Origin of the sequence: Caulobacter sp. SSI4214 (assembly GCF_012184455.1) — a bacterium.
GTDB lineage: Bacteria > Pseudomonadota > Alphaproteobacteria > Caulobacterales > Caulobacteraceae > Caulobacter > Caulobacter vibrioides_E.
This window is the reverse complement of sequence record NZ_SZWJ01000022.1, coordinates 45,245-56,739: the sequence shown is the minus strand read 5'-3', so window position 1 is coordinate 56,739 and position 11,495 is coordinate 45,245. Positions and strand designations below refer to the sequence as shown.

General features: G+C 62.5%; 10 protein-coding genes and 1 pseudogene. 9 read left to right on the top strand and 2 right to left on the bottom strand.

Features of this window, described 5'->3' with window-relative positions; all coding sequences use genetic code 11:
* From FCU40_RS09100 to FCU40_RS09080, 5 genes and pseudogenes are all read left to right on the top strand, one after another.
* Nucleotides 1-408: pseudogene (locus FCU40_RS09100) on the top strand (P-type conjugative transfer protein TrbL); the annotation flags it as partial.
* A complete protein-coding gene (trbF, locus tag FCU40_RS09095) occupies nt 408-1,091 on the top strand; it encodes a conjugal transfer protein TrbF (RefSeq protein ID WP_099957426.1) in 684 nt (227 codons plus the stop codon). The pseudogene FCU40_RS09100 and the gene trbF, both read left to right, overlap by 1 nt.
* A complete protein-coding gene (gene trbG, locus FCU40_RS09090; protein WP_168074479.1) occupies nt 1,088-2,137 on the top strand; it encodes a P-type conjugative transfer protein TrbG in 1,050 nt (349 codons plus the stop codon). Before trbF ends, trbG begins: the two co-directional genes overlap by 4 nt.
* Before the next feature lie 26 nt (nt 2,138-2,163).
* On the top strand, nt 2,164-3,354 hold the full coding sequence (locus FCU40_RS09085) for a TrbI/VirB10 family protein (RefSeq protein ID WP_206677322.1): 1,191 nt from the start codon (nt 2,164-2,166) through the stop codon (nt 3,352-3,354).
* Nucleotides 3,355-3,356: 2 nt separating this feature from the next.
* Nucleotides 3,357-3,581 (top strand): DUF2274 domain-containing protein, encoded by a 225-nt coding sequence (locus FCU40_RS09080; RefSeq protein ID WP_168074477.1) that lies wholly within the window; start codon nt 3,357-3,359, stop codon nt 3,579-3,581.
* Between the two features lie 369 nt (nt 3,582-3,950).
* Here FCU40_RS09080 and FCU40_RS09075 read toward each other — a convergent pair whose 3' ends face one another.
* Complete coding sequence (locus tag FCU40_RS09075; RefSeq protein WP_168074476.1) at nt 3,951-5,189, bottom strand: outer membrane beta-barrel protein; 1,239 nt, start codon at nt 5,187-5,189, stop codon at nt 3,951-3,953.
* A gap of 181 nt (nt 5,190-5,370) precedes the next feature.
* A complete protein-coding gene (locus FCU40_RS09070) occupies nt 5,371-6,267 on the bottom strand; it encodes a LysR family transcriptional regulator (RefSeq protein ID WP_275052046.1) in 897 nt (298 codons plus the stop codon).
* 503 nt (nt 6,268-6,770) lie between these two features.
* Here FCU40_RS09070 and kdpF point away from each other — a divergent pair.
* From kdpF to kdpB, 4 genes are all read left to right on the top strand, one after another.
* Nucleotides 6,771-6,866: a K(+)-transporting ATPase subunit F gene (kdpF, locus tag FCU40_RS09065; RefSeq protein ID WP_194246536.1), complete on the top strand. Its 96-nt coding sequence runs from the start codon at nt 6,771-6,773 to the stop codon at nt 6,864-6,866.
* Nucleotides 6,867-6,996: 130 nt separating this feature from the next.
* Nucleotides 6,997-8,700 carry a potassium-transporting ATPase subunit KdpA gene (gene kdpA, locus FCU40_RS09060; RefSeq protein ID WP_168074474.1) on the top strand — a complete coding sequence of 568 codons (1,704 nt, stop codon included), beginning with the start codon at nt 6,997-6,999 and terminating at the stop codon, nt 8,698-8,700.
* 10 nt (nt 8,701-8,710) lie between these two features.
* Complete coding sequence (kdpC, locus tag FCU40_RS09055) at nt 8,711-9,391, top strand: potassium-transporting ATPase subunit KdpC (RefSeq protein WP_168074472.1); 681 nt, start codon at nt 8,711-8,713, stop codon at nt 9,389-9,391.
* 15 nt (nt 9,392-9,406) lie between these two features.
* On the top strand, nt 9,407-11,491 hold the full coding sequence (kdpB, locus tag FCU40_RS09050; protein WP_168074470.1) for a potassium-transporting ATPase subunit KdpB: 2,085 nt from the start codon (nt 9,407-9,409) through the stop codon (nt 11,489-11,491).
* The last annotated feature ends 4 nt before the right edge of the window (nt 11,492-11,495 follow it).

Genomic DNA, 11,495 nt, shown 5'->3' with positions numbered 1-11,495 from the left:
AAATACAGCGCCGCGACCGCATATAGCCTTGGCGCAGCCGGACAGTCCGGTGCAGCCGGCGTCGCTTCCGGGCTCGGCGGGGTCGCCCGCGCCGGCGGCAGCGCCGCCGTGTCGCCGCTGCGCCGTGCCGCGTCGCGCGCTGCCGAAAGCATGGGTTCCAGCTTCAGCGCTGGCGGCAAGGCGGCATTCGAAGCCACAGGCGGAACTTCCACCATGGGCTCGATCGGCGGTGATGCCGCCGGCGACGAAGCAGCGCCCGCGAGCGCTGGCGGCGCTCCGGCCTGGGCGCAACGCATGCGGCGCTCCCAACACATGACCCACGCCGCACAGGCCACAGCCCATGCCGTTCGCTCAGGCGACGCACATGGCGGTGGCTCGTCCGTCAACCTGTCCGAAGGCGATCGCTGATGTTCAAACGACCCTCTACCCATTACGGCAAGGCCCCCGAGCCGGAGACGCCTTATCAGCGCGCCGCCCAAGTTTGGGACGAGCGCATCGGCGCATCACGCATCCAGGCCAAAAATTGGCGATTGATGGCGTTTGGCTCGTTGCTCCTGTCAGCCGGATTCGCCACCGCGCTCGTCGTACAGTCAGCCCGCGGGACCATCGTGCCCTGGGTGGTCCAAGTCGACCGGCTCGGCCAAGCGCAAGCGGTCGCCCCCGCTCAGGCGGACTATCGTCCGACCGATCCGCAAATCGCCTTTCACCTCGCGCGCTTCATCGAGCAGGTCCGATCGATTCCCGCAGACGCCATCATCGTCCGCCAAAACTGGCTGCGAGCTTACGATTTCACGACCGATCGCGGCGCTGCGGCCCTGAACGACTACGCGCGGTCGAACGACCCGTTCGCAAAGGTAGGCCGCCAGCAGATCGCCGTCGACGTCTCCAGCGTCATTCGCGCGTCACCCGACAGCTTTCGCGTTGCCTGGGTCGAGCGCCGCTACGAAAACGGCCAACTCGCCGAGACCACGCGCTGGACCGCGATCCTGACGATCGTGGTCCAGATCCCCCGCAACGCCGATCGCCTCCGGGCGAACCCGCTCGGCATCTACGTCAACGCAATAAATTGGTCACGGGAGCTTGGGCAATGAAGCCGTCTTTCCGTAAAGCCGGAAACCCGGCTTCACACAGTCTCGCATTTCCGGCTCTACGCAGAATCGCAATTCCGGCGGTCCTGCTGGCAACGACCGCCCTCGCAGGCTGCGCCACCACCACGCCGCCGCCCGAGATTTCCTACGACAACGCGGCTCCCGCCGTGCAGGCGCTCGATCCGCCTGCGCCCGTCACTGTGGTCGAGCTGCCGCGACCGCTACCGCTGCCCGGTCAATTGCAGCGGGTCGAGCCATCGCCGCGTACGCCCGAACCCACCGATCCGACGGCGCGGGTAAATCAGGCCAACGCCGCCGCGCGCATTCAGCCGGTGCGCGATGGCTTCATAAATTCGATGCAAGTCTATCCCTTCACCCAGGGCGCGCTCTATCAGGTCTATACCGCCGTCGGTCAGATTACGGATATCGCGTTGCAGCCGGGCGAGCAGCTCGTGGGCTCCGGTCCCGTCGCCGCGGGCGACACCGTGCGCTGGATCATCGGTGACACCGAGAGCGGGGCGGGCGCGACGCGCCAAATCCATATCCTGGTAAAGCCGACCCGCGCGGAACTGATGACCAACCTCGTCATCAACACCAACATGCGAACCTACCACATGGAGCTTCGCTCGACCGAGCGAACCTATATGGCGTCGGTCTCCTGGCAATATCCGCAGGATCAGCTCATTGCGCTGCGCCGACAGAACGCCGAGGCCCAAGCAGCCCAGCCTGTGGCGAGCGGTGTTGATCTCGCCAACGTCAACTTCCGCTACGCAATCGAAGGTGATCGCGCCCCTTGGCGTCCCTTGCGCGCTTTCGATGATGGCCGCCAGGTCTTTATCGAGTTTCCGCGCGGCATCGGTCAGGGCGAAATGCCTCCGCTCTTCGTCGTCGGCGCGGAAGGCGATACCTCGGAGCTGGTGAACTACCGGGTGCGCGGGCACCACATGATCGTCGACCGTCTCTTCGCCGCCGCAGAACTTCGCTTCGGTTCGGGCGATCGGCAACGCCGCGTTCGCATCACCCGAACCGACGGGAGGCCAACCTCGTGAGCGAGAACCCGCCCCGAAATGAGGACATGCCGGCCGACGATGCACTGCCTTTGACTGGCGAGTCCGTCAGCCCTGCGCCGATGCGGCTTCGCGCCGAGCCGCCGCGCGTCACCCGGCTGTCGCGCAGGGTCCTGGCAGGTGTGGGCTTGATCGCCAGCCTCGGGCTCGGCGGCGCCCTGATCTATGCGCTTCAGACCCGCGACAGTGGTCGGCCAAACGATGAACTCTATTCGACCGAGAACCGCTCGACGGCCGACGGGCTTGCGGGCCTGCCGCGCGATTACAGCGGCGTTCCTCGGCTCGGTCCGCCGCTGCCCGGCGATCTCGGCCGGCCGATGCTCAGCGCACCGAGCGGCGGACAGCCAGTTCCGGCCCCTGGCATCGCGACGCCGAACCCCGGGCTTAGCCAGGAAGAGCAGCGGCGCCTTCAGGAAATCGAGACTGCACGGACCAGTCGGCTGTTTTCCGGGTCGGAGACCCGCGCCGGAGCGCCCGTAACGACGCCGGCCCTCGTGCCTCCGCCGACGCCGGACCTCGCCAGCCTCGGGCTCGCGCCACCGCCAGCTACCCCTTCAGCCCAAGACCGCCAGAACGCCTTCCTCAATGCGGCGGCCGATCGCAGGACGGTAGCGCCCGATCGAGTCGTCGCGCCGCCGTCGCCGAACGTTCTGCAAGCCGGCGCCGTCATCTCGGCCGCGCTCATCACCGGAATTCGTTCCGATCTGCCCGGGCAGATCACCGCGCAGGTCACCGAGAACATCTACGACAGCCCGACTGGGCGCGTCCTTCTCGTCCCGCAGGGCACGCGCGTCGTGGGACAGTACGACAACAACGTGCAATTCGGACAGAGCCGCGTGCTCTTGGTCTGGAACCGGCTGATTTTTCCGAACGGCCGCTCGATCGTGCTAGAGCGCCAACCTGGCGCAGACTCCCAAGGGTTTGCCGGCCTTCAAGACGGCGTGGACTACCACTGGTGGGATCTTGCGAAGGCCGCTGGTCTATCCACGCTCCTCAACGTCGGTGCTGAACTTGCGGTCGATGATCAAGATCGGCTGCTCCGAGCCATCCGCAACGGCGGCCAGGATACCATAAACGATGCTGGTCAGCAGATCGTGCGCCGCCAGCTCAACGTCGCTCCCACGCTCACCATTCGGCCGGGTTTCCCGGTCCGCGTGATCGTGACACGTGATCTCGTACTCGAACCGTATAGAGGCTGATCATGGCGAAGCTGAAACTAGGTGCGCTCTTAGAAGACAAAGCCGTCAAAGTGTCGCTCGAACTGCCGGCCTCTCTGCATCGTGACCTGGTGCTGTATGCGGAGATACTAGGCCGCGAACAGGGACGAACCATTTCAGATCCGGTCAAGCTCATAGCGCCGATGTTGCAGCGTTTCATCGCGACCGATCGCGCGTTCGCAGCTGCCAGGAAGTCCGCTCCGGACTGACGGGGCGACCCCGTCAGTATATTCCGTATATGACGCGAACGGCGGTGCTAACCAAAAGCAGCCACAGCGCCTCGTCCCAATGGTTGAACCCATCACGCCTCAGGAATTTCTCACCGAGCGTGATCGCAAAGACGGCGCTACAGATCGAGTAAAGCGAGAGTACGAGCGACACCATTGGGAAATAATGCGGCCGGCCGTATAGCCCAATAATAGAGGAGACGCAGAGTTTTGTAGCGAAGCGTCGAAGCGTCAGGCGCGACTCCGCGTCTAGATGCGGCATCATGAATGCTCGCTGCCACCATCGCGCCAACTATGCGTTCGCGGGTCCCATCGATCAGCTCGCACGTGCGCGATAGCGCGGTGCGGCCTTCAAAAAAGTATGCCTGTCTCGATCAGCGCGCGCACCTGATCGCGTCGATCGAAGTCACGACCGAAGCCAAAGCCCGCCTCGAGGTTCCCGATCCGGGTGTACGACACCTCTCCTCGCGCGAAGAATATGCCTTTCTGATAAGTCGGCGTGAAGGTCAGCGACCAGGCACTGCTTCCGGGACCATAAAGCAAGTTCGTTGGCGCACACGACGCATCCCATCCGCATCTTCCCCCGCTAGTCTTCAGATACTCAGCCCGCGCGCCGAGCGACCACTCCTTGTCGATCGCGTATTTAACGAGCAGCGCCCCGCCGTAGGTATCTGCGGAACGATTGATGCCGAGCTGATCATCGCGGCCAACGTGGCTGTATTGGAGATACGGCGTCAGCGTGAGCGGACCGCTCGTATGGGTGTAAATGAGATTGAAAATGCTGCTATTGTTCTGCGCCAAAGGCGTCGCGAAGGAGGATTTGTCATTACGCGATAGCGCGCCAGCGCCGACGAAGCTCAGCGAATTCGAGGAATCAAACGCGTAGGAAAGCGTGCCCGAGAGCCAGTTCAGCTTTCCCGAAAAGTAGCCGTCGTTAAGCGAGACCGCCGCACTGACGGCTCCCTTGGCGTAGTTCACTTGGACGCCGCGGCTGATGGCCGGCTCCTGATTCCACAGCAAGCCGCGCTCGATATTGACGTTTTGGAAGGTGAACGTCGACTCCGCGCCGACCATCGTCGGCAGTAATCCGGCAGACACGGATAGTTCGGGCGATATCACCGCTTTCGCGTACGCCACCGGAACCGGACCAAAAAGCTGTTCCGTCGCTTCGGTTGCCTTCAGGTAAGACGTACCCAGCGAAGGGATGGAGTAAATGCCCGTCTGAACATAGAACTGTAGCGGGCCCCGGGTCGTTTGAAACTGGACTTGCGCGTTGCTGATATCGACGAAGCCATCGCGGTTGCCGATGCCGCCGGCGTGCGTTGCATTAGTCTGCGCGACGCCAATGCCCGTCACTTGGCCCGACACCAGAACCTGACCGAACGGCCCTGCCTCAAGCGCGATGGCGTCAGGATTAGGGACGAGGGGGCCAGCAAAACTCGGTGCCGGAACCGGATCTGCATATGCCGCGCTCGCGCCGAAGAGCGTAGCGCACGCCACTCCAAGCGCCAAAGTCGAGGGCGACGTCAACCACCGTTTGTGTCGCGGGGTCGACTTGCGAATAGCAGAGAAATCAGCACGTACGGGCATATATGCATCCCCATTTGATTGGGCAGATGCAGCGAAGCACTAATTTTACGCGTATAAAGTCGGCGCTTTATCTGACGTTGGGCCGTAAGGATTGTATATATATTTGAGAAGCGTCAGCACTGTTTGACGCGGCTTAGACCGCCTTGACGGTAAAGACCCTCAGCACGGGCGACTTCGACCACTATGCGGTAGCGGCTTGCCCGGCCGTCAAGCTCAGCAGCCGACGAAAGGGCGGGTTATCGTTCTCGGTCGACCAAACCGCCGAGAACGGCACCGCGCAACCTTCGAGCTTCCGATAGGTGATGCCGGGGAACGACGTCTCCGCGACCGATTGGCTCGTTATCGAGATGCCTCTGCCGATCGCAACCAACTGCATCAGGGTCTGTGACGAGACGCGGTCACGCTGTATCCGTGGCGAATATCCAATGGAGGAGAGGTGCCGGAAAACGAACGCTTCGATCTCGCGTCCCGGCGTAGCTTCGGTCACCAGAAACTGCTTCAGCCTGATGTCACTCCACGCGATTTCGCTCTTTTTCGTGAGTGCATCATTCTCCGACAAGACGACAAACACATCCTCCGTCCACAACCGTTTGGTGGCGAGGCCGCCAGTGTCAAGCGGCGCAGCCATGAACGCGATATCGAGGTTGCCGCGCTCTAAGTCCTCGAAGAGCTGTGTATGTGTGCCTTCCACAAACTCAAGCTGCACTGCTTCATGTTGCCGACAAAAGCGAATAAGCAGCTCCCCGAGGAACCCGGTTGCGAGCGGAGATGACAGGCCGACGCGAACCGTACCGGACCTGCCGCGGCCGATCGTGCCGACATCGCCTACCGCACGATCAATCTCGTTCAGCGCGGCTTGGGCATGCTCGACAAAAATAGAGCCAGCTTGCGTTAGCGAAACGCCGGACCTTTTGCGAAGAAATAAGCTAGAGCCTAACCCGTCTTCCAAATTTCTGACCTGCCGACTGATCGTCGACTCCCGCACGCCAAGGCATGAGGATGCCTTGCGAAAGCTTCCGAACCGGGCGGCCGTCAAAACGTATCGTATGTGCCTAAGCTCTAGCTCAAAGGCCTTCACCGCCAGAAGGGCCGGGCTATGCAGCAATGTCGATGGGGATGGAAGCTACAGCGCATCTCGGCGTTACCTGTAATTGGAACGCGTCGAACCGAACGCGATGCTATAGGACGCTGCTTACCCCGCTTGACATAAGGATCACGTAGAGTTTCGAGGGCCGACCGCAAAGACCGCGTAAAACGCAGCCCTCATTCGCCAGTTCCAGAGCGTACTCCACTTCACTCGCATTCATCTATTCATCGTCGGCCAAGAAACGTCGCGGGCGGTGGCTGTGACATGCTTCCTTACGCCATCCTTATACACGGGCGTAAAAACTCAGCGCCGCCTTTACGTGCAACGTCTTAAAGGCGTCCCGGAGACTGACACTAAACTGGAGCTGCAGCCAAAATGCTCAGCAACTTTCTGGCCGAGGACCCGAGATCTGCGCGTCTACTGAGCCGCGTGCGTCCGCGCTCGCGCACGAAGAGACGATCGCTCGGCGTCGTCGCGCTGTTTGGAGAACCCTCGTGACCGCAACCCTCATGATTGTTCTGGCCGGCGCCTGCGCGGTCGGCCTCTTCATCTACCTTTTCTACGCCCTCATGAAGCCCGAGCGCTTCTGAGCGTCAACCATCCATTCTAACCGGCAGGTGGCAAATATGGGCGACCTCATCTTCGTAGCGGTAACGCTCGGATTCTTCGCAATCACAGCAGGGTTCATCGTGGCCCTCGATCGAATTTGAGGGGGCTCTGATGGGATACGATCTGAATCAATTCATCGTCATTTTGGCGATAATGACGGGCCTCGTCTTTGTGGCTGGCCCGTGGCTCACGCGCATCTTCACCGCGCCTGGACACAATATTATCGAGCGCGGCACCTACCGGTTGCTGGGCGTCGATCCCGCCGAGGCAATGTCCTGGAAACGCTATGGCGCGGTGCTGCTCCTCAGCAACGCCGCCATGATGCTGCTCGGCTACCTGATTTTGCGCATCCAGCAACTTCTGCCCGGCGATTCGCTCGGTCGCTCTTCGCAGACACCCGACCTCGCGTTCAACACCGTCGCCTCGTTCATCACCAATACCAACTGGCAGGCCTATTCTGGCGAGACGAGCCTCTCGAACCTGTCGCAGATGGCGGTCATCACCTTCCTGATGACCGTCAGCGCCGCGACGGGCGTTGCCGCCGCGGGCGGCTTCATCCGGGGCCTTAGCCGCAAGAGCGCCGGCGACATCGGCAATTATTGGGTCGACTTCACGCGCGTCACCTACCGCCTGCTGCTCCCGGTCTGCTTCGTCTTGGCGCTCATCTATGTGTGGCAGGGCATGCCGCAGACGCTGACGGCCGACACGGTGGTCACGACGCTCGAAGGCGCTCGCCAGCAGCTCATCATCGGGCCGGTGGCCAGTCTCGAGACCATCAAGCACATCGGCACCAACGGCGGTGGCTTCTTCGGCATGAACGCCGCGCATCCGTTTGAAAACCCGACACCGCTCACCAACACGCTGCACATCCTGAGCATGTTGTTGATCCCGTCGGCCCTGACCTACGTCTTCGGATCGATGATCGCCAACCGCAAGCAGGGTTGGTCGTTCTTCGCCGCCTTCTTCGTCATGTTCCTCGGCTTCCTAGCGCTGGTCTACGGCGCCGAGCATGCGGGCAATCCGATGCTCTCGCCGCTGGGAATTGATCAGGCGCAGACCGCAACGCTCGGCGGCGGCAACATGGAGGGTAAGGAACTTCGCTTCGGCATCGCGCAGACCAGCCTTTTCGTGACTACCACGACGGCGGCGACGACAGGATCGGTCGACTCGATGCACGCCTCGCTGACGCCGCTTGGCGGCCTCGTCCCGATCGCCCAGATGATGCTCAATAACGTGTTCGGCGGCGATGGCGTCGGCCTCATTAATCTCGTCACCTATGCAATTCTGACCGTCTTCCTGGTTGGCATGATGATCGGGCGAACGCCCGAATTCCTCGGCAAGAAGGTCGAGGCGCGCGAGATGAAGCTCGTGATGCTGGCTGTTCTCGCCCATGCCTTCAGCATCCTCGGTTTCACGGCGCTCGCATGCGTCATGCCCTCAACCGTCGACAGTCTGGCCAACATGGGGCCCCACGGTTTCAGCGAAGTGCTCTACGCCTATACCTCGGGCACCGCCAACAACGGTTCGGCTTTCGCCGGCTTCAACGCCAACACGCCCTTCTTCAACACAACCATTGGGCTTGCGATGCTGGTCGGGCGCTATCTGACCTTGCTGCCGATGCTGGCGGTCGCGGGCGTGATGGCGGCGAAGACGACGGTGCCGGCCGGCCCAGGGACGCTCTCGACCGCAACGCCGCTGTTCACAGGGCTTCTCGTGTTCGTGGTGCTAGTGGTCGGGGGTCTGACCTTCCTCCCCGCGCTCGCGCTCGGCCCGATCGTCGAGCATCTGCTGATGCTGTCTGGCACGACATTCTGAGGACATCGCCATGCACAACGATCAATCGACATCCGCCGACCTCTCTGCCGCCTCCGCCTTCAAGGGCATCGCCCGGCCGGTGCTTGTTTCAGCCCTGCTGTTCATGGTCGTGACAGGTCTGGCCTATCCGCTGGCGACGACCGGCGTCGCCAATCTGCTCTTCCCGAGCCAGGCTCAGGGAAGCCTGATCGAGAGAAACGGGCAGGCCATCGGGTCTCGCCAGATCGGACAATATTTCGCCAGTCCGGAATATTTCCATAGTCGGCCAAGCGCCACGTCGGGTCCCGACCCGCAGGACTCCTCCAAGACGGTCGACCAGCCGTATAACGCTGGAGCCAGCGCCGCGAGCAACCAGGGTGTTCTCAGCAAGAAGCTCCTCACCGCGGTCGAAGAGCGCGCCATCGCCTACCGTCAGGAAAACGGACTGGCGGCCAACGCCGCCGTTCCGGTCGACGCGGTGACCGCGTCCGGCTCAGGTCTCGACCCGCATATCTCGATCGCCAACGCCAACATCCAGGCGCAGCGGGTCGCTCGCGCCCGAGGGCTGGCCGTGGACCGCGTCCTGGCGCTGATCAATGAGAATGTCGATCGACCGCAGTTCGGTCTGTTCGGCGATCCACGCGTCAATGTCCTTGCACTCAATCTCGCGCTCGACGCGGCTGCCGCGCCGGCCCGTCCGGCTGCCCAATAAAACTGAGGTGGCATCATGTCCGATCTAGAGACCCCTACGGCGCAGAGCGCCGCCGTCCTCGGCGGAAACGTCAAGCAAGTGCCGTGGGCCTCAGTGGCCGCGGAAGCCTTCAAGAAGCTGTCGCCGCGCGTTCAGATCAAGAACCCGGTGATGTTCGTCGTGTTTCTCGGCAGCATCGTCACAACTTTGCTTTTCATTCAGGCCGTCACCGGCAAGGGCGAGGCGTCTGCTCCCTTCATCTTCGCGATCGCCGCATGGCTTTGGTTCACGGTCCTTTTCGCCAACGCTGCCGAGGCCATGGCGGAAGGGCGCGGCAAGGCGCAGGCCGATGCGCTGCGCGCCACCCGCCAGCGCGTTCTCGCCCGGATGCTCAAGGAGCCGCGACGTGACGCCGAATCCTGGCCTCAGGCGAGCGACGAATTGGGTGTGGGAGCATACGTGCTTGTCGAGGCCGGCGAGATCATCCCGGCCGACGGCGAAGTGCTGCAAGGCGCAGCTTCGGTGGATGAGTCCGCAATCACCGGCGAGTCCGCCCCCGTCATCCGCGAGGCAGGAGGCGATTTCGCATCCGTGACGGGCGGCACACGCGTGCTTTCGGACTGGATTGTTGTCGAGGTCACTGCCAAGCCGGGCGAGGCCTTCCTCGATCGCATGATCGCGATGGTCGAAGGCGCTAAGCGTGGCAAGACACCCAACGAGATCGCACTGACGATCCTATTGGTCGCACTCACGATCATCTTCCTCCTCGTCTGCGTCACCCTCCTGCCGTTCTCTAGCTTCAGCACGATCATCAACGGCTCGGGCACGGTGGTGACGATCACGGTGCTCATTGCGCTTCTCGTTTGCCTCATCCCGACGACGATCGGAGCACTGCTCTCGGCCGTGGGCATCGCCGGTATGAGCCGGATGATGAAGGCCAATGTGCTGGCCACCTCTGGCCGCGCGATCGAGGCGGCGGGCGATGTCGACGTCCTCCTCCTCGACAAGACCGGCACGATCACGCTCGGCAATCGCGAGGCGACGAAGTTCCATCCCGCGCCCGGCATCAAAGAGCCCGCGCTGGCCGACGCGGCGCAGCTCGCATCCCTTGCCGACGAGACGCCCGAAGGGCGCTCTATCGTGATCCTGGCCAAAAACGCTTTCGGCATCCGCGGCCGCGAGCTCCGGGGCGCGGAGACAATCGGTTTCACCGCGCAAACCCGAATGAGCGGCATCAACATCGACGGCCGCCAGATCCGGAAGGGTGCGGCCAGTGCGATCCGCGCCCATGTCGAGGCGATGGGCGGTGTCTTCCCCAAGGAAGTGACCACGACCGTCGAAGAAGTTTCTCGCCGCGGCAGCACACCGCTCGTCGTTAGCGACGGAACCAATGTCCTGGGCGTGATCGAGCTCAAGGACATCATCAAAGGCGGGATCAAGGAGCGCTTCGCCGAGCTTCGCGCGATGGGCATCAAGACCGTGATGATCACCGGCGACAACCAGTTGACGGCAGCGACCATCGCGGCCGAAGCCGGCGTCGACGATTACTTGGCTGAGGCGACTCCAGAGGACAAGCTCCGTCTTATTCGCCAGTACCAGGCTGAGGGACGGCTCGTCGCGATGACCGGCGACGGCACCAACGACGCGCCCGCGCTCGCCCAAGCCGATGTCGCCGTCGCGATGAACAGCGGCACGCAGGCGGCCAAGGAAGCCGGCAATATGGTCGATCTCGACAGCAACCCAACCAAGCTGCTGCGCGTCGTCGAAGTCGGCAAGCAGATGATCATGACGCGCGGCGCGCTCACGACCTTTAGCGTCGCAAACGACCTGGCCAAGTATTTCGCGATCATTCCCGCCGCCTTCGTCGCGACCTATCCGCCGCTGGCCGCGCTCAACGTGATGGGACTGCACAGCCCAGCCTCGGCGATTCTCTCTGCGGTCATCTTCAACGCGCTGATCATCGTCGTGCTAATCCCGCTCGCCCTACGCGGGGTGAAGTATCGCGCCGAACCGGCGGCGCGGCTTCTCGGTCGGAACCTGCTCATCTACGGATTAGGCGGGATTATCGTACCATTTATAGGTATAAAGCTCATCGACCTCGTGCTCACGCCGTTCTTTTAGACGA

What these genes read in the sequence shown, in the direction of transcription:
- trbF (WP_099957426.1), top strand. Translation starts at nt 408, where the DNA reads ATGTTCAAACGACCCTCTACCCATTACGGCAAGGCCCCCGAGCCGGAG.
- trbG (WP_168074479.1), top strand. Translation starts at nt 1,088, where the DNA reads ATGAAGCCGTCTTTCCGTAAAGCCGGAAACCCGGCTTCACACAGTCTC.
- FCU40_RS09085 (WP_206677322.1), top strand. Translation starts at nt 2,164, where the DNA reads ATGCCGGCCGACGATGCACTGCCTTTGACTGGCGAGTCCGTCAGCCCT.
- FCU40_RS09080 (WP_168074477.1), top strand. Translation starts at nt 3,357, where the DNA reads ATGGCGAAGCTGAAACTAGGTGCGCTCTTAGAAGACAAAGCCGTCAAA.
- FCU40_RS09075 (WP_168074476.1), bottom strand. Translation starts at nt 5,189, where the DNA reads ATGCCCGTACGTGCTGATTTCTCTGCTATTCGCAAGTCGACCCCGCGA.
- kdpA (WP_168074474.1), top strand. Translation starts at nt 6,997, where the DNA reads ATGGGATACGATCTGAATCAATTCATCGTCATTTTGGCGATAATGACG.
- kdpC (WP_168074472.1), top strand. Translation starts at nt 8,711, where the DNA reads ATGCACAACGATCAATCGACATCCGCCGACCTCTCTGCCGCCTCCGCC.
- kdpB (WP_168074470.1), top strand. Translation starts at nt 9,407, where the DNA reads ATGTCCGATCTAGAGACCCCTACGGCGCAGAGCGCCGCCGTCCTCGGC.